The 16,769-nt window shown below is 60.1% G+C and carries 15 protein-coding genes; 11 read left to right on the top strand and 4 right to left on the bottom strand.

The window, feature by feature from the left end; translation table 11 throughout:
- Positions 1-83: 83 nt before the first annotated feature.
- Positions 84-635 (bottom strand): cupin domain-containing protein, encoded by a 552-nt coding sequence (locus tag BLQ92_RS08225; protein WP_090683318.1) that lies wholly within the window; start codon positions 633-635, stop codon positions 84-86.
- Positions 636-1,068: 433 nt separating this feature from the next.
- On the opposite strand from BLQ92_RS08225, the gene BLQ92_RS40600 reads away from it, so the two are divergent.
- The 11 genes from BLQ92_RS40600 to BLQ92_RS08170 all read left to right on the top strand — a co-directional run bounded on the left by BLQ92_RS40600 (position 1,069) and on the right by BLQ92_RS08170 (position 13,993).
- Positions 1,069-1,290 carry a hypothetical protein gene (locus BLQ92_RS40600; RefSeq protein WP_410815763.1) on the top strand — a complete coding sequence of 74 codons (222 nt, stop codon included), beginning with the start codon at positions 1,069-1,071 and terminating at the stop codon, positions 1,288-1,290.
- A gap of 306 nt (positions 1,291-1,596) precedes the next feature.
- On the top strand, positions 1,597-2,391 hold the full coding sequence (locus tag BLQ92_RS08215; protein ID WP_090683313.1) for a gamma-glutamyl-gamma-aminobutyrate hydrolase family protein: 795 nt from the start codon (positions 1,597-1,599) through the stop codon (positions 2,389-2,391).
- A 31-nt stretch (positions 2,392-2,422) separates the two neighbouring features.
- Positions 2,423-3,757: a glutamine synthetase family protein gene (locus BLQ92_RS08210; RefSeq protein ID WP_090683312.1), complete on the top strand. Its 1,335-nt coding sequence runs from the start codon at positions 2,423-2,425 to the stop codon at positions 3,755-3,757.
- Positions 3,758-3,792: 35 nt separating this feature from the next.
- Positions 3,793-5,229 carry an aspartate aminotransferase family protein gene (locus BLQ92_RS08205; protein ID WP_090683310.1) on the top strand — a complete coding sequence of 479 codons (1,437 nt, stop codon included), beginning with the start codon at positions 3,793-3,795 and terminating at the stop codon, positions 5,227-5,229.
- Positions 5,230-5,305: 76 nt separating this feature from the next.
- Positions 5,306-6,439: a polyamine ABC transporter substrate-binding protein gene (locus BLQ92_RS08200; RefSeq protein ID WP_090683308.1), complete on the top strand. Its 1,134-nt coding sequence runs from the start codon at positions 5,306-5,308 to the stop codon at positions 6,437-6,439.
- Positions 6,440-6,641: 202 nt separating this feature from the next.
- Complete coding sequence (locus tag BLQ92_RS08195) at positions 6,642-7,811, top strand: ABC transporter ATP-binding protein (RefSeq protein WP_090683306.1); 1,170 nt, start codon at positions 6,642-6,644, stop codon at positions 7,809-7,811.
- Positions 7,808-8,782 carry an ABC transporter permease subunit gene (locus tag BLQ92_RS08190; RefSeq protein ID WP_090683305.1) on the top strand — a complete coding sequence of 325 codons (975 nt, stop codon included), beginning with the start codon at positions 7,808-7,810 and terminating at the stop codon, positions 8,780-8,782. Before BLQ92_RS08195 ends, BLQ92_RS08190 begins: the two co-directional genes overlap by 4 nt.
- Complete coding sequence (locus tag BLQ92_RS08185) at positions 8,779-9,687, top strand: ABC transporter permease subunit (protein WP_090683304.1); 909 nt, start codon at positions 8,779-8,781, stop codon at positions 9,685-9,687. Before BLQ92_RS08190 ends, BLQ92_RS08185 begins: the two co-directional genes overlap by 4 nt.
- Positions 9,688-9,724: 37 nt before the next feature.
- The gene (locus BLQ92_RS08180) at positions 9,725-11,317 is read left to right on the top strand and encodes a DUF3138 family protein (RefSeq protein WP_090683303.1); all 1,593 of its coding nucleotides are present in this window, start codon (positions 9,725-9,727) and stop codon (positions 11,315-11,317) included.
- Between the two features lie 70 nt (positions 11,318-11,387).
- Positions 11,388-12,689 (top strand): NAD(P)/FAD-dependent oxidoreductase, encoded by a 1,302-nt coding sequence (locus tag BLQ92_RS08175; RefSeq protein WP_090683301.1) that lies wholly within the window; start codon positions 11,388-11,390, stop codon positions 12,687-12,689.
- Entirely contained in the window at positions 12,689-13,993 is a 1,305-nt protein-coding gene (locus BLQ92_RS08170; RefSeq protein ID WP_090683299.1) for an NAD(P)/FAD-dependent oxidoreductase, read from the top strand. Before BLQ92_RS08175 ends, BLQ92_RS08170 begins: the two co-directional genes overlap by 1 nt.
- Before the next feature lie 22 nt (positions 13,994-14,015).
- Here BLQ92_RS08170 and BLQ92_RS08165 read toward each other — a convergent pair whose 3' ends face one another.
- The 3 genes from BLQ92_RS08165 to BLQ92_RS08155 are packed head-to-tail and all read right to left on the bottom strand — an operon-like array spanning position 14,016 to position 16,607.
- Positions 14,016-14,606, bottom strand: a complete 591-nt coding sequence (locus tag BLQ92_RS08165) for a thiamine phosphate synthase (RefSeq protein ID WP_090683298.1) — start codon at positions 14,604-14,606, stop codon at positions 14,016-14,018.
- Positions 14,607-14,619: 13 nt separating this feature from the next.
- Positions 14,620-15,939 carry an MFS transporter gene (locus tag BLQ92_RS08160; protein ID WP_143016532.1) on the bottom strand — a complete coding sequence of 440 codons (1,320 nt, stop codon included), beginning with the start codon at positions 15,937-15,939 and terminating at the stop codon, positions 14,620-14,622.
- Positions 15,912-16,607 (bottom strand): helix-turn-helix transcriptional regulator, encoded by a 696-nt coding sequence (locus tag BLQ92_RS08155; RefSeq protein ID WP_090684002.1) that lies wholly within the window; start codon positions 16,605-16,607, stop codon positions 15,912-15,914. The genes BLQ92_RS08160 and BLQ92_RS08155 overlap by 28 nt, the downstream gene beginning before the upstream one ends.
- Positions 16,608-16,769: the final 162 nt, after the last annotated feature.

Raw genomic sequence — 16,769 nt, 5'->3', positions numbered from 1 at the left:
CTCAATGTTATGCGTTCGACGTTCAACGCGAGAGCTGCCCTTGCAGCTATCGCCGGCGTCGCAACGGCGTTGATGCGGATTGTCTAAAAGCTCGGTGGCGAGTTCGCCGAGACGATTTCGCAGACGTGTTCCGCGCTGGGATTGCGAAAACGATGCGGTAAGCGGCTTTCGAAGTAGTAGCTGTCGCCGGGGTCGAGCAGCCACGTGCAGCCCTCGACGGTCAATTCGATCTGACCGCTGACGATCACGCCGCCCTCGTGTCCGGTATGCACGAGCATTTCCGGGCCAGTGTCCGCGAGCGGCTGGTACACCTCGCGCAGGATGCCCATGTTGCGATCCTTCACGCCCGAGCCGGCGAGATAGAACTCGATCGACTCGTTGCCGAGGTTAGGCATGTCGGCGCGGCGCGACACGACAGAGCGGTCGGCTTCCACTTCGAAGGTAAAGAACTCGGCAAGACTCATCGGAATGCATTCGAGCAGCTTCTTGAGCGAACCGACTGAGGGACTCACGCGATTTTGTTCGATCAGCGAAATAGTGCCGTTGGTGACGCCCGCCCGTTTGGCCAGCTCGCGCTGAGACAGGCCATTCTTCTTACGGATGTACTGCAGACGGGTCGCAACTTCGATGGACATCGCTGCACTCTCAGAGTGGATAAACCGGGTTGAAGGAACCAGCAAGGCGAGCATGGGATCGTGCAAGCGCTGCGCGAGTGTTGAATATTCTAATCACTTTATTGCCGCCGCTGCTGGGGAAAACCCTGAAAGGAATTCGAAATACTGACTATCGCAACACACGTACCCACTCCTCGGGTTTTGGCCTATTGCCTCGGGTAAGCCCTGATAAATCTTTTATAAAAATGATTTGACGGCATTTTTGGCTCGTATATGCTGATTCACAGGCGATCGTCATGCCACCGTCATAGACCTCAAACGAGTGTTTTCTGGCGCAGCGAAGCAGGTTCGCTACGGCACGAGACGATCATCCCGCGTCACGTTTCTTTAAACGCCCTGTGCGTTTGCTGAGCGAGGCGTTCAATACTTTCAACGTCGCTAGTCGAGTGTAATCGTGAGAGTCCGAGGCCCTTTGGTTAGGTGGGAACGCAGTCAGGCGAGATCGCTTCGTCCTGAAGGCGCCATCGCCGACGGCAGCAACGGCAGCCTTGCGTTTCGCCGCTTTCTGTCCGTCTTCACGATCCTGTCCCGCCGTTCCGTTCGACGTCACAACTCCGTCTCTGCGCGCGCTTTTATCGCCGTGCGCACGGACGAGGTCGCTTCGCTGCTGCCGTAGCGCCTCCCTCCTATTTACCGTTCGGTTCACCTGTTTGCTTGAGCGTGCCAGTGTGCCCCTGCCGGCACCGGTGCTTGAGTCCGCGCGCTATCGCCTGTCACATGGGCGTGTTGTGCTGGTACGCGGGGCAACAGGCCGAATCGAACGGTCTTCCTGATAGCAACGCGCGGCACGGTCCGCTCACGACCCCCGCCTGCCTTTCTGGTGGCTTTGCGCCCTGCGCACGGCTGCGGAATTGTGCCGCGCCTGTTTTAACGTTGTTCGTGCCGCATCCCGCGGGGAACAAACACGTCCATTAGATTAGTCATGCGAACCAGACCTCTGGTCGGCATTAGCGCCGACAGAACGATGATGGGAGTGCATCCGTCGCACGTAGTCGGCGAGAAATATATCGCCGCTATCGTCGACGGCTCACAGGCGCTGGCGATGCTGCTGCCCGCGCTCGGCAACCGTCAGGCGGCCGCCGAGATTCTGGCGACGGTCGACGGCTTGCTGTTCACCGGCAGCTATTCGAATGTCGAGCCGCACCATTACGGCGGCGACGCCAGCGCGCCGGGCACGCTGCACGACGCCGCACGCGATGCGACGACGCTGCCGCTGCTGCGCGCCGCTATCGACGCCGGCGTGCCGGTGCTCGCGGTCTGTCGCGGTTTTCAGGAAATGAACGTGGTGTTCGGCGGGACGTTGCATCAAAGCGTTCACACGGTGGCCGGTTTGCATGACCACCGCGAGAACAAGGAAGACGAACTGGACGTGCAATACGCACCGTCGCATTCCGTCGCGCTGATCCAAGGCGGCCTGCTGCAGCGTCTCGCAGCGGGAGCGAATGAAGCGCGTGTGAATTCCTTGCACGGACAAGGCGTCGAGCGGCTGGGCAACGGCCTCGTGGCCGAAGCCATTGCGCCAGACGGATTGATCGAAGCGGTGAGCGTCAAGCAGGCACGCGCCTTCGCTCTGGGTGTGCAGTGGCACCCCGAGTGGAAGCACGCCAGCGACGCGCTCTCCACCGCGATCTTCCGGGCCTTCGGCGATGCATGCCGCGATCGAATGCGCACCAGGGCCGGCTACGGCGCGGCATCCGCCGCTACCACCCAGGCTTGAACCGGCCCGCGCAAAAACTGAGAGAACAATCATGCAAGACATCGACGAATTTCTGAAGCAACACCGCATCACCGAGATCGAAGCAATCATTCCCGACATGGCCGGGATCGCACGCGGCAAGATCATTCCGCGCAGCAAGTTCGAATCCGGCGAATCCATGCGCCTGCCGCAAGCGGTGATGATCCAGACCGTCACAGGGGATTATCCGGAAGACGGCTCGCTCACCGGCGTCACCGATCCCGACATGGTCTGCGTTCCCGATGCTTCAACGATCCGCCTGATTCCGTGGGCGGTCGACCCCACCGCTCAAGTGATTCACGATTGCGTGCACTTCGACGGCACGCCGGTTGCCATCTCGCCGCGCCGGGTACTGCGCAGCGTGCTGGAGCTGTACAAGGCCAAGGGCTGGACACCCGTGATCGCGCCGGAGCTCGAGTTCTATCTGGTCGACATGAACAAGGACCCGGATCTGCCGCTGCAACCGCCGATCGGCCGGACCGGCCGTCCGGAAACGGGCCGTCAGGCTTACTCGATCGAAGCGGTCAACGAGTTCGACCCGCTCTTCGAAGACATCTACGAGTACTGCGATATTCAGGAACTCGAAGTCGACACGTTGATTCACGAAGTCGGCGCGGCGCAGATGGAAATCAACTTCATGCACGGCGATCCGCTCAAGCTGGCGGATAGCGTGTTCCTGTTCAAGCGCACCGTGCGCGAGGCCGCGCTGCGTCACAAGATGTATGCGACCTTCATGGCCAAGCCGATGGAAGGCGAACCGGGCTCGGCGATGCACATGCATCAGAGCCTCGTCGACGAGGAAACCGGCAAGAACCTCTTCACCGGTCCGGACGGCAAGCCGACCCAACTGTTCGACGGCTATATCGCCGGTCTGCAGAAGTACACCCCGGCGTTGATGCCGATTTTCGCGCCGTACATCAATTCGTATCGCCGTCTGTCACGCTTCATGGCTGCGCCGATCAACGTGCAGTGGGGTTACGACAACCGCACGGTGGGTTTCCGGATTCCGCATTCGGGGCCGGCCGCACGCCGCATCGAAAACCGCATTCCAGGCGTGGACTGCAATCCGTACCTCGCCATCGCCGCGACGCTCGCGGCCGGCTACCTCGGCATGACGCAGAACCTGCGCCCAACCGAACCGCTGATCAGCGACGGCTACGAATTGCCCTATCAATTGCCGCGCAATCTCGAAGAGGGTTTGACGCTGATGGGCGCCTGCGAGCCGATCGCCGAAGTGCTCGGCGAAAAATTCGTCAAGGCCTATCTGGCATTGAAGGAAACCGAATACGAAGCGTTCTTCCGCGTGATCAGTTCGTGGGAACGCCGGCATCTGCTGCTGCACGTTTAAGACGCAGCGAGGCAAACCGAACTACTGGAGGCAACATGAGCTACAGAACAGAAGAAGTCGCGTACGTGCAACCGGCCCAGCCGGCCGCAGCCGCGCAGGTTTCGCAACAACGCAGCACCGCGGAGTATCGCGCGCTCGACGCGGCACACCACATTCATCCGTTCTCGGATATGGGTTCGCTCAACAAGGCAGGCAGCCGCGTCATCGTCAAGGCCAAAGGCGTGTACCTGTGGGATTCCGAAGGCAACCAGATCATCGACGGCATGGCCGGTCTGTGGTGTGTGAATGTCGGCTACGGCCGCAAGGAACTCGCCGAAGCCGCCTACCGGCAGATGATGGAGCTGCCCTACTACAACACCTTCTTCAAGACCACCCACCCGCCGGTGATCGAACTGTCCGCGCTGCTCGCGGAACTCGCGCCGGCGCCGTTTAACCACTTCTTCTATTGCAACAGCGGCTCAGAAGGCAACGACACCGTGCTGCGCATCGTCCATCAATATTGGGCGACCCAGGGCAAGCAGGCGAAGAAGGTGGTGATCTCGCGCAAGAACGGCTATCACGGTTCGACGATTGCGGGCGGCACGCTCGGCGGCATGGGCTACATGCACGAGCAGATGCCGTCGAAGGTCGAGAACATCGTCCATATCGACCAACCGTATTACTTCGGCGAAGCCGAGGGCAATCTGACGCCGGAAGAATTCGGCCTCGCCCGTGCGCAGCAACTCGAAGCAAAGATCCTCGAGATCGGCGCGGAGAATGTCGCCGCGTTTATCGGTGAGCCTTTCCAGGGGGCGGGCGGCGTGATTTTCCCGCCGTCCACCTACTGGCCGGAAATCCAGCGCATCTGCCGCAAATACGACATTCTGCTGGTGGCGGACGAAGTGATTGGCGGCTTCGGACGCACCGGCGAATGGTTTGCCCATCAGCACTTCGAGTTCGAGCCTGACCTCATCACGCTTGCCAAGGGTTTGACGAGCGGCTATATCCCGATGGGTGCGGTCGGCCTGCATGACCGCGTTGCCAAGGCGATCATCGAAAACGGCGACTTCAATCACGGCCTCACCTACTCCGGCCATCCGGTCGCGGCTGCGGTTGCTGTAGCCAATCTCAAGCTGTTGCGCGACGAGAAGATCGTCGAACGCGTCAAGACCGATACCGGCCCGTACTTCCAGAAGAAGCTGCGCGAGACTTTCGCGAACCATCCGATTATCGGCGACATCGCCGGCGTCGGGCTGGTGGCCGGCCTGCAACTCGCGCAGGAACCCAAAACGCGCAAGCGTTTTGCCAACGGAGGCGATGTCGGCACGATCTGCCGCGACTTCTGCTTCAACGGCAACCTGATCATGCGCGCCACCGGCGACCGGATGTTGCTGTCGCCGCCGCTTGTGATCACGAAGCAGGAAATCGACGAGATCGTCTCGAAGGCGAAGAAAGCCATTGACGCGACCGCACAACAACTCGGAATTTCGTAACGGCAGTTCTTTTCCGGCATGGACGCACCACGACATGCGCTCATGCCGGGACTTTAACTTCAAGGGAAAAAAAGCCATGAGCGCTAGTCATAATGGACGTCATCTTCGTCATGCGGTCGCGGGGGCCGCGCTTCTCGCCGTCACGAGCTTTACTGCGCTGTCGGTCTCACCGGCGCTTGCGGCCGACACCGATCTGAATGTGTACAACTGGTCGGACTATATCGCCAAGGATACGATTCCGAACTTCGAGAAGCAGGACGGCATCCATGTGAAGTACGACAACTACGATAGCGACGATACGTTGCAGGCCAAGCTGCTGGCGGGCAGCTCCGGCTATGACATCGTGGTGCCGACGTCCAACTACATGGCCAAGCAGATTCAGGCCGGTGTCTACCAGAAGCTCGACAAATCCAAGCTGCCGAACCTGGCGAACCTCGACCCGGTTCTGATGAAGATGATCACCGACGCCGATCCGGGCAACCAGTACGGCGTGCCCTGGGCATACGGCACCGACGGCGTGGGCTACAACGTACAGGCCGTGCAAAAGGCGCTTGGCGCCGACGCACCGGTGGATAGCTGGGCGCTGGTGTTCGATCCGGCCAACCTCTCCAAGCTGAAGGGCTGCGGCGTGTCGTTCCTCGACCAGGCCGTCGACGTCTTCGCCGCGGTGCTGCAATACATGCATAAGGATCCGAACAGCACGAACCCGGCCGACTATCAGGCTGCCTTCGAAGTGCTGAAGAAAGTCCGCCCGTATATCACCCAGTTCAACTCCTCCGGTTACATCAACGACCTTGCCAATAACGACGTGTGCGTCGCAGTGGCGTGGTCCGGCGACGTCGGCATTGCTAGCCGCCGTGCCGCTGAAGCGAAGCGCTCCTACACGGTCAAGTTCTCGAACGTCAAGGAAGGCGGCCTGCTGTGGTTCGACGTGATGGTGATCCCGAAGGATGCACCGCACCCAGAAGCCGCGCTCAAGTGGATCAACTACATCGAAGATCCGAAGGTCAACGCCGCCATCACCAACGAAGTGTTCTACCCGACCGCCAACAAGGCTGCACGCCAGTTCGTGACGCCGGGCGTCGCTCAGGACACCACCGTTTATCCGGGTGACGACGTGCTGAGCAAGATGACGCTGATGAAGCCGATGCCGAGCGACATCCTGCGCCTTGAAAACCGCCTTTGGGCTCAGCTCAAAACCGGCCACTGATTTTTTAATCACGCATATAAGCATCTAAAACCGCGGAGCAGGGGTCGCTCGATCCCTCTCCGCCTGAATCGGCAATAAGGCAGTCAGCCTGCGCCTTGCAAGCGCAGTCCCATGTTTCCCGATCGCAGCAGACCTTTGTGGGCCGCCTGAGCGCCCCACACGGGAAAGCTCACGCCCGCGATCTGCAAGGAATGGTTACACCATGAACTCGACGACCTCAACAAATAGCGCCGCCCAGGTAACCCGCACTGCGGCCAAACCCGCTGTTACGACTAAAAGCAAAACGGACGAATTTGTCCGCATTGAAAACGTCGTAAAGAAATTCGGCGACAGCACCGCTGTCGATAACGTCAATCTGACCATCGCGAAGAATGAACTGTTCGCGTTGCTCGGCAGCTCCGGCTGCGGCAAGTCCACGCTCCTGCGCATGCTCGCCGGGCTGGAAACGGCCACCTCGGGGCGCATCTTCGTCGACGGCGAAGACCTGGCGGCCATGCCGCCGTACAAGCGCCCCGTCAACATGATGTTCCAGTCGTACGCACTGTTTCCGCATATGAGCGTCGAGGCGAACATCGCCTTCGGTCTCAAGCAGGAAGGCACGCCGAAGAACGAAATCAAGGAACGCGTGGCCGATGCCCTGCACCTCGTGCAGATGAGCAAGTTCGCGGGCCGCAAGCCGCACCAGCTCTCCGGCGGTCAGCAACAGCGGGTGGCGCTGGCCCGCTCGCTCGTCAAACGCCCCAAGCTGCTGCTGCTCGACGAGCCGATGTCCGCGCTCGACAAGAAGATTCGCCAGAAGACCCAGTTGGAACTGGTCAACATCATCGAGAAGGTCGACGTGACCTGCGTGATGGTCACGCACGATCAGGAAGAGGCGATGACCATGGCCGGGCGCCTCGCCGTGATGAGCGAAGGCCGAATCGTGCAGATCGGCACGCCCTCGCAGGTCTACGAGTTTCCGAACAGCCGCTTCTCGGCCGAGTTCATCGGTTCGACCAATATGTTCGAAGGCGTGGTGGTGGAGGACGAACCCGATCACATCTTCGTCGAAAGCGAAGACCTCGAAGCGCGCATGTATGTGAGCCACGGCATTACCGGGCCGCTCGGCATGCCGGTGGGCATCTCGGTGCGTCCGGAACGCGTGAAGGTGTCGCTCGAAAAGCCTTCGACGCCGCATAACTGGGCGCGTGGCGTGGTTTCGGATGTCGCCTATATGGGCAGCTATTCGCTGTACCACGTGCGCCTGCCGAGCGGCAAGACGGTGGTGTCGAACCTCTCCAGTTCGCATCTGATGAGCGAAGGGGCGCCAGCCTATAACGACGACGTGTTCGTCTACTGGTCGCCCGCTAGCGGCGTGGTGGTGACGCAATGAGCAATCCCACTACCTCCTCCCCCGCGGCGCTCGGCGCGCCGTCCAGCAGCCGCCTGCTCGGTTCGCTGAAAAAGCGCCTCGCCGCTCTGCTGCCGTCCGGCCGCACCACGGTGATCGGCGTGCCGTTCCTGTGGCTCACGCTGTTTTTCGCGCTGCCGTTCGTCCTGGTGCTGAAGATCAGCTTCGCCGATTTGCGCCTGGGCATTCCGCCATACACGGATCTACTCAGCGTCAAAGACGGCGTCGTCCACTTTGCAATCCAGCTTGGTCACTACGCGTTCCTGCTGCAGGACGATCTGTATATCGCCACCTACATCAGCTCGCTGAAGATGGCCGCGATCTCGACCTTCTTCTGCCTGATGATCGGCTATCCGGTGGCGTACTACATCGCCCGCTCGGAGCCGGCTAAACGCAACCTGCTGATGATGGGCGTGATGCTGCCGTTCTGGACCTCGTTCCTGATTCGCGTCTATGCGTGGATCGGGATTCTCAAGGACGACGGCCTGCTCAATCACACGCTGATGGCCATCGGCATGATCCACTCGCCGCTGCGGCTATACCACACCGATATTGGCGTCTATATCGGCATGGTCTATTCGTACCTGCCGTTCATGGTGATGCCGTTGTATGCACACCTGGTGAAGATGGACCTGACGTTGCTCGAAGCCGCGTACGACCTCGGCGCCAAACCGTGGACCGCCTTCACGCGTATCACCTTGCCGCTGTCGAAGAACGGCATTATCGCCGGCAGCCTGCTGGTGTTCATCCCGGCGGTGGGCGAATACGTGATTCCTGAACTGCTGGGTGGCGCCGATACGCTGATGATCGGCCGCGTCATGTGGGACGAGTTCTTCAACGATATGGACTGGCCGATGGCATCTGCCGTGACGGTCGCAATGGTTCTGCTGCTGCTCGTGCCGATGGCCGTGTTCCAGTACTACCAGGTCAAGGAACTGGAGGGCGCGAAATGATCAAGCCTAATAGAAAGCTGTCCAACACCGTCCTGACGCTCGGGTTTCTGTTCCTCTATATCCCGATCATCAGCCTCGTCGTGTACTCGTTCAACGAGTCGAAACTCGTCACCGTGTGGTCCGGCTTTTCGCTGAAGTGGTACGGCGCCTTGCTGCAAGACGACGAACTGCTCAGCGCGGCATGGCTCTCGCTGAAGATCGGCTTGCTGACCGCATGCGCTTCGGTAGTGATCGGCACGTGGGCGGGTTTCGTGCTCGCGCGCTTCGGACGTTTTCGCGGCTTCACGTTGTTCGCCGGCATGATCAACGCGCCGCTGGTGATTCCCGAAGTGATTCAGGGCATCTCGCTGCTGCTCCTGTTCGTCGCACTCGAACAGATGCTCGGCTGGCCGAAGGGCCGTGGCTTGCTGACGATCTGGATCGGTCACGTGATGCTGTGCGTGTCCTACGTGGCGATCATCGTGCAGTCACGTGTCAAGGAGCTGAACAAGTCGCTCGAAGAAGCCGCGCTCGATCTCGGCGCGACGCCCTTCAAGGTGTTCTTCCTGATCACGCTGCCGCTGATCTCGCAGGCGCTGATGTCCGGCTGGTTGCTGTCGTTCACGCTGTCGTTCGACGATCTGGTGCTCTCCGCGTTCCTCTCCGGGCCTGGCTCCACCACGCTGCCGCTGGTTGTGTTCTCGCGCGTGCGGCTCGGTTTGAACCCGGAAATGAATGCGCTCGCAACGATCTTCATCAGCGTCGTGACGGTTGGCGTGATCGCCGTGAACCGCTGGATGCAGGTTCGCGAACGCAAACGCACCCGAGATATGCAGATGGCTTTTGCGGTCGCGGAAGCCGCCGATGCCGCCCCTGTCACCCAGCCCGCTACCGTGCGCAAGTCGCTCGGTGCCGTCCAAGTTTAAGCAGTTCCTGGCAATACGACCAACAAGGAGAATGTGCATGAGAAAGAAACTCATCTGCCTGCTAGTGGCGGGGAGTCTGCCAGGCATCGCCATGGCGGACACCACTAGCGATGAGATCAAGGCGCTGCAGGCGCAACTGAACTCTTTGCAAAAGGAGGTGAAGCAGTTGCGGGCCGAGGTGGCGGCCAAACCCAAAACGGTAGCGGCCGCTCCGGCAGCGGCGGCGCCCGCCGCGCCTGCCGTGGCCGCAGCACCGGTGGACATTTCGTCGCCTGACTATGGCAAGTCACAGGCGACGCTGACCAACGATCAGGTCGACGCAATGAAGCAGCAGATCGCCAATCAGCAGTTGAAGGTCGATTCGCTGGTGGATGCGCAGAACACCGGGCCGATTGCCGGTCTTTCGGTGACGGGCTATATCGATCCGACCTATGTCTATAACCGCGATCTGAGCAGCTCGTCGTTCCTGTTCGCCAACCACGAAAGCAGCTACGACTACTTCAACAGCACGTTCGGCGACATTTACCTCGACATCAAGAAGACCTTCGGTGTCGGCCCGATGGCGCCGTCGGCTGAAATCACCTTGATGCCGAACCGCGGCAACGGCATCACGTTGCTGCAGAACGAACACGGCAGCACCGGTCTCGACATCCTGAATACGGCTGTCGTCACGGTGCCGGTCACGGCCACGACGACGTTCGTCGCGGGCTTGATGCCGAGCTTCGGCGGCTATGAAGTGCAGCAGTCGAACCAGATGGTAACGCTCACGCACAACCTGCTGTATGACTTCTCGGATCCGGGCAGCTACGTCGGTGCAGGCGTGAACTACACGGGCGACAGCAGCAACTGGGCCTGGAAGTTCATGCTGGGCAACGAACAGTACCGCACGTATGGGTCTTCGATTCAGACGGGCACCAACGCCCTGGGCGACCCTATCACCTCCAGCAACAAGATTCCGACTTTCACGGCTCGCGTCGACTATACGTGGTCTAGCGCGCTGGATATTGGCGGTTCGTTCAATATCGGCCGGCAGACGTTGGCACAGGGTACGGATGCGCAAGGCAACCCGCTGCCAGGCGTTTACGGTTCGGGTGGCGTAGCGCCGAGCGCGTTCGGGACGTTCTTCTTCGCTGAAGCCGACGCGGCTTATACACTGGCGGACGCGACGTATAACGCCGAATTCGACTACGGCCAGCAACAAAATGCGGCATTTAACGGCGGCCAGGCCCAGTGGTACGGCATCTCGCTGCTCGCGCACCGCAAGTTCACGTTGCCGACGGTAGGCCGCATGGGGGTCACCGCGCGCTACGACGTGCTCGCCGACACCAAGAACGGCGGCGGCGGCGGTGGCGTCGTGCTGAACTCGAACGGCATGGATCCGACCAACGGCTTCGGTATCGGTGCGAGCTGCCTGGCAAACTCGAAGGCGAATGGCGGCCTTGGCTTCGAGTGCAAGGGTGCAATCCACCAGGACGTCGCGCTGGATCTGTTGTTCTATCCGACCCAGCAGATCACCGTCAAGGTCGAATATCGTCACGACTGGGCGACCGAGGACGTGTTCCTGCACAACAGCGGTTCGTACGGCAAGTCTAACGACATGCTGGCCACGCAATTCATCTACGCGTTCTAACCTGTACCGCCGAAGTACGGCGCCACGCTGCACGGCGCCGCACTTTCGGCATCTAGTGTGTTTTCTGCCTATGCTCCGGTTCGCGAACCAACCCCATGCCGTGTCGTACTATGCGGCCACGCTCAACGATACAACCCGTCACGCCCCGCTCGACGGCCCTTTGAAGGTGGATGTCTGCGTGATCGGCGCCGGCCTCACCGGTATCTCGACGGCGCTGAATCTTGCCGAACGCGGCTATTCCGTCGCGCTGCTCGAAGCCTCGAAAGTCGGCTGGGCGGCGAGCGGGCGTAATGGCGGTCAGTTGATCGGCGGCTTTGCATGCGATATGGATACGTTCGCCAAGCATATGCCCGCCGAAGACGTCAAGCGTATGTGGGAGATGGGACTCGAGACGCTGGAGATCGTCAAGGATCGCGTCGCGCGGCACCAGATCGATTGCGACCTCCAGTTCGGCTATTTCCACGCGGCGAACAAACCGCGCGATGTCACTGCGCTGCGGCAATGGCGCGACGAAGCACAAGCACGCTTTGGCTATGACCGTTTCCGCTATATCGAGCAGGACGGCCTGAGCCACTATGTTCAGTCGACGCGCTATCTGGGTGGCCTGTTCGACCCGGACAGCGGTCATTTGCATCCGCTCAATTACACGCTGGGTCTCGCTCGCGCTGCGAGCGCTGCGGGCGTGCAGATTTTCGAAAACAGTTGCGTGACCCGCATCAGCAGCGCGAGCAACGGCAGTGGCGGGCATGTGATAGAAACCGCTCGCGGCCAGGTACAGGCGCAATTCGTTGCGCTCGCCTGCAACACCTGGCTCGGTGCGCTGGCGCCAGACGTGTCGCGCAAGATCATGCCGGTTGGCACCTATGTGATCGCCACCGAGCCGCTCGACCCAGCGCGCGCCCAGGCCTTGATGCCCGCGCAGGCGGCGATCTGCGATAGCCGCTTCGTGCTGGACTATTTCCGGCCCGCCCCCGATCACCGCGTATTGTGGGGCGGCAAGGTCAGCTATTCGAGGTTCGCGCCGCGCAATCTCGGCGAAGCAATGCGCCGCGATATGCTGAAGACTTTCCCGCAGTTGGCCGACGTGAAGGTCGATTACGCGTGGGGTGGCTTCGTCGATATCACGATGAATCGCGCACCGCATTTCGGACGGCTCTCGCCGACCGTGTATTTTGCGCAAGGCTTCTCGGGGCATGGCGTCAACACCACAGGGCTCGCCGGCAAGCTGATCGCCGAGGCGATCGACGGCCAGGCCGCGCGTTTCGACCTGTTCGGCAAGATTCGCCACCGCGACTTTCCGGGCGGCGCTACACTGCGCACCCCTGCCCTCGTCCTCGCGATGGCCTGGTATCGAATGAAGGATTTGCTTTGATGACCGACAGTCTCGACCGCCGCGCGGATGCACTGATCCGCAACTCCTATTACGAGGCGAGCGCCGCGCGTCCGCTCGTCGACGGCCCGATGCTGGACGGCACGCTCGAAGCGGATGTGTGCGTGATCGGAGCGGGCTTTGCGGGGCTATCGGTTGCGCTCGAATGCCGGGCGCGTGGGTTGTCGGTCGTGGTGCTCGAGGCGCATCGGCCCGGCTGGGGCGCGTCGGGCCGTAACGGCGGCCAGACGCTGGTAGGCTTCGCAAAAGACGACATCATCGAAAAGCAGCTCGGACTCGATGGAGCGCGCGCGGCGTGGGCGATGTCGGTGGAAGGCGTCGCGCTGGTGCGGGAGCGCATTGAGCGTTACGGTATCGATTGCGATTTCACGCCCGGTTATCTGACCGTTGCGACCAAACCGAAGCGCGTGCCCGATCTGCAGGCATGGATGGATCAGGTGTCGTCGCGAATGGGCTATACGAAGCTCTCATGGCTCGATACGGATGAGATCCGCGCCCGCGTCGCATCGCAGCGCTATCTGGCGGGAGTCTACGATCCGATCTCCGGGCATCTGCATCCGCTCAAATACTGCCTGGGTCTCGCGGATGCGGCGCGCCGTGAAGGCGCGCAGTTGTTCGCCCACTCGCCGGTGATTGAAGTCGTGCGCGGCGCGCGGCCAGCGGTGCGTACGGCAAATGGCGAAGTGCGCTGCCGCTTCGTCGTGGCATGCGGCAACGCGACCATCGGCGATGCGCTGCCTGCGGCAGTCGCAGCACGCATCGCGCCGATTGCCTCGTATATCGTCGCCACGGAGCCGCTTGGCGAGGCGCGTGCCTCCGCACTCATCGCCAAACGCGAGGCGGTGTGCGACAACAACTTCTTCCTCGATTACTTCCGTGTTTCGGCCGATCACCGCGTGTTATTCGGTGGCCGGGCCAGTTCGACCGGCGCGGCGCCTGCACAGTTGTCGGAGCAGATTCGCAAGCGGATGGTGGATGTGTTTCCGCAAGTGGCGGATGCGAAAGTCGAATTCGCATGGGGCGGGTTTGTGGACGTCACGCGCAACCGCGCGCCGGATTTCGGCTCGATCGATCCGAACTACTTCTATGTGCAGGGGTTTTGCGGGCATGGCGTGGCGCTGACCGGGATTGCCGGGCGTGTGGTCGCGCAGGCGATTGCCGGGGAAACCGCGGCGTTCGATCTGTTCGCCAAGCTGCGTCATGCGCGTTTTCCCGGCGGCCCAGCGTTACGCGGTCCGGCGCTGGAGTTGGGGATGTTGTATCACCGGATTCGGGAGTTGCTGTAACTCGCGAGGTGCAAGTCCCGCCTCAGGCGACGCCTCCCCACAGCGACCGAATCGCCGCAATGCCACAGGCACCGGCGTTGCGGGCTTCATCCAGCGTATCGGCCGTCATCCCGCCCAAGGCATACACCGGGATCGTGGTCAGCGCCACGAGTTCGCGAAACCGCGGCCAACCCAGAGGCTCAGCAGTGGTGTGAGTTGCGGTGGGCAAGACCGGCGAGATGGTCAATAAATCGGCGCCTATCCGGTTCGCATGCAGCACTTGCCGCGCATCGTGACACGCTGCCGAAACCAGCAGTCCCGCCGGCAACGGCCTGGTTGCGCACGCCATCAGGCGAGTGCTGGTCAGATGTATGCCATCTGCTTGCAAGGCCTGCACCACGTCGACCGGGGCGTTCAACAGCAACCGCGCATCGTGGCGCCGGCAACACGCAAGTGCCTGCTCCGCCAGTTCGGCGTACTGCTGGGCTGTCAGGGTCTTGGCGCGTAACTGCACCAGGCGGATGCCTGCTTCCAGGGCCCGCTCCAGGTGCGCGACAAAATTGGCTAAGGGCTTGTCCGCCGACGGTTCTGGCGTGACCAGATACGCCGGCGGCAAGTTGGACAAATGAGTCATCGAAGCTCAGCGATCAGGGTTGGAGAATCGAGGACGACGCGCGTCGTTGCTCGGAGTCAGTCAGATCGACGCAAAGTTGACGTTGGCGGCGGTTCTTCAAGGATATGCCGTACGCAATGGGCACGGCCAGCAAACCCATCGCCATTATATAGAGCGCGGGAGCGGTCAGCAGATGCGTCACCTTGATCAAATAAGCGCACACTACGGGCGCGGTTCCGCCAAAAAGCGCAGTAGAGAGAGAGTAAGTGCTAGCCATGCCAAAACTGCGCCAATTATCTTTAAACAAGTCGGGAAGCACAACAAAAATGACGCCGACCAGACAACCCGCCATGACCGCAAAGGCCGCTTGCACCAATAACAGCGTCAGAAAATCACCATGTTGCAACATCGCGAACAAGGGATAACTGGTGCAGATCAAAGACACGATGCCGATAAGGACGAGATTGGAAGCATCTATCCAACGCGTTGCATAACCTGCTGCCACCATTGCCATGGAAAAAATCAGCAACGTGATCACATTAGTCAAATGAGCATCGAAAGTGGCAACCCCGAGATAGCTGTGCAAATAGGCTGGCAGCCAGACAAACGCCGTATATAGATGCATCTCCATAAATGCAACCAGGATAACGGCTTGTACCAGCGGCCACGCGGGCCTCGCGTGCGATGTGTGCCGCGCTTCGCCGTCCGGGATCGCGGAGATCGAGGATCTGAGTGAATAGATCCAAAGCGACAAGGGAATGCAGAACAAAAATGGCCAGCGCCAGGACTCCGTCAGGTACCCGCCCCCCTCCCCACCCAGTAGCCTCGCCAGCATCGCAGCGCCGTACGGCAAGACAAAAACAATCCCTGACGCCAGCAACATACCGAGGAAGCCACTGACCACCAGCACGGAGCAATAGAGACCACGATTTTTATCTGCGGAGTTGAGCGACACAAAATAACCGCTCAATGGCATCTCGCCGCCTGCCGCAAAGCCTTGCAGAATTTTCAGACCGACCAATAGCCCCGTCGCGAGATAGCCCGCCGTTTTATAAATCGGCAAAAAAGCGATCAACGATGCGGGTATCGCCATGCCGATCATGCTGAGCTTGAGTGCTGCCCCGGCACCGCGCCGATTGCCCAGGATGCCGAAAAACACGCTACCAAAAGGTCGCGCGAGGTAACTGCTCGCAAACACCGAAAAGCTCAGCAGTAAGGCTGTCTTGTCGCTCGTAGCGGGGAAGAAAAGCCGGCCGATTTCCAGGGCCATAAAAGCGGTAAGCGAAAATTCGTACCACTCGAAAAGATTGGCGGTGAGCGCAATCTTCAGCACTGGATTGAGTTGTCGGCGCATCCTGAGCTCCATTTGACGAGGGATAGGACGCGGGACAGATTGCCCTCGACCACCTTGTTTCGCAGTGCGACCAAATGGCACTCCACCGTTCGGTCTGACGTGCCGAGAAACTTCGCAACTTCCTTATTGGCAAAGCGCTCTGCTTTTAAAAGAAAAACCCGGAATTGCGCTTCGGTAGGCTGCGCGACAAAATACTGATCGACTTCGAGGCAGACCAGCACACGCTTGATCGCGTTCTTGGCATCGTAAAATCCCCGGTAAAGATGATAGATATTGTTAGGAGACAGTACTGGTGTGATGTCGTGCCGATAAGTGACAATACCCAGAATATTTCCCCTCGAACCCAGAACCGGGAACTTGACCATCTCCTCCAGCTGGACTTCGCCGTGATTATCAATAAATTGATGCCTGCCTAGCATGTGAGATTTTTTCTCACGAGCATTAAAATCAAGCTCTTCAATCATACCGGAATACTGCTTCCCCCATTCCGGTTGACAGAAATTAAGATCGCGTATCGTTAGTCCCTCAAGGTCCTTTGGATTTTCCACATCAAATTGCCGTGAATTATAGGCGTTATTAACAATGTATCTCCCCGTGTCGGCCTCCTTGAAACTTGCCGAAACCGGGAAATTCTCTATAAAGCTAATAACTGCGCTATCGGATTTCATGATATCTCTCTGCAGTAGGCGTTTCGGGGAGATGCAGATCCTGTCCTTCCGCACAGCTCTGGCGATAAGTGTCCGATGGAAACGGAATTCACGATGACGTCCAGCCAGTCGACGCAGGACGGCTGGCCTTTCAAATTAATGGAGAACAATTCGTCACGCATA

The organism is Paraburkholderia phenazinium, from assembly GCF_900100735.1.
Lineage (GTDB): Bacteria > Pseudomonadota > Gammaproteobacteria > Burkholderiales > Burkholderiaceae > Paraburkholderia > Paraburkholderia phenazinia.
This window is presented reverse-complemented; position numbering and strand designations above follow the sequence as displayed.

What these genes read in the sequence shown, in the direction of transcription:
- BLQ92_RS08225 (WP_090683318.1), bottom strand. Translation starts at nt 635, where the DNA reads ATGTCCATCGAAGTTGCGACCCGTCTGCAGTACATCCGTAAGAAGAAT.
- BLQ92_RS08215 (WP_090683313.1), top strand. Translation starts at nt 1,597, where the DNA reads ATGCGAACCAGACCTCTGGTCGGCATTAGCGCCGACAGAACGATGATG.
- BLQ92_RS08210 (WP_090683312.1), top strand. Translation starts at nt 2,423, where the DNA reads ATGCAAGACATCGACGAATTTCTGAAGCAACACCGCATCACCGAGATC.
- BLQ92_RS08205 (WP_090683310.1), top strand. Translation starts at nt 3,793, where the DNA reads ATGAGCTACAGAACAGAAGAAGTCGCGTACGTGCAACCGGCCCAGCCG.
- BLQ92_RS08200 (WP_090683308.1), top strand. Translation starts at nt 5,306, where the DNA reads ATGAGCGCTAGTCATAATGGACGTCATCTTCGTCATGCGGTCGCGGGG.
- BLQ92_RS08195 (WP_090683306.1), top strand. Translation starts at nt 6,642, where the DNA reads ATGAACTCGACGACCTCAACAAATAGCGCCGCCCAGGTAACCCGCACT.
- BLQ92_RS08190 (WP_090683305.1), top strand. Translation starts at nt 7,808, where the DNA reads ATGAGCAATCCCACTACCTCCTCCCCCGCGGCGCTCGGCGCGCCGTCC.
- BLQ92_RS08185 (WP_090683304.1), top strand. Translation starts at nt 8,779, where the DNA reads ATGATCAAGCCTAATAGAAAGCTGTCCAACACCGTCCTGACGCTCGGG.
- BLQ92_RS08180 (WP_090683303.1), top strand. Translation starts at nt 9,725, where the DNA reads ATGAGAAAGAAACTCATCTGCCTGCTAGTGGCGGGGAGTCTGCCAGGC.
- BLQ92_RS08175 (WP_090683301.1), top strand. Translation starts at nt 11,388, where the DNA reads ATGCTCCGGTTCGCGAACCAACCCCATGCCGTGTCGTACTATGCGGCC.
- BLQ92_RS08170 (WP_090683299.1), top strand. Translation starts at nt 12,689, where the DNA reads ATGACCGACAGTCTCGACCGCCGCGCGGATGCACTGATCCGCAACTCC.
- BLQ92_RS08165 (WP_090683298.1), bottom strand. Translation starts at nt 14,606, where the DNA reads ATGACTCATTTGTCCAACTTGCCGCCGGCGTATCTGGTCACGCCAGAA.
- BLQ92_RS08160 (WP_143016532.1), bottom strand. Translation starts at nt 15,939, where the DNA reads ATGCGCCGACAACTCAATCCAGTGCTGAAGATTGCGCTCACCGCCAAT.
- BLQ92_RS08155 (WP_090684002.1), bottom strand. Translation starts at nt 16,607, where the DNA reads ATGAAATCCGATAGCGCAGTTATTAGCTTTATAGAGAATTTCCCGGTT.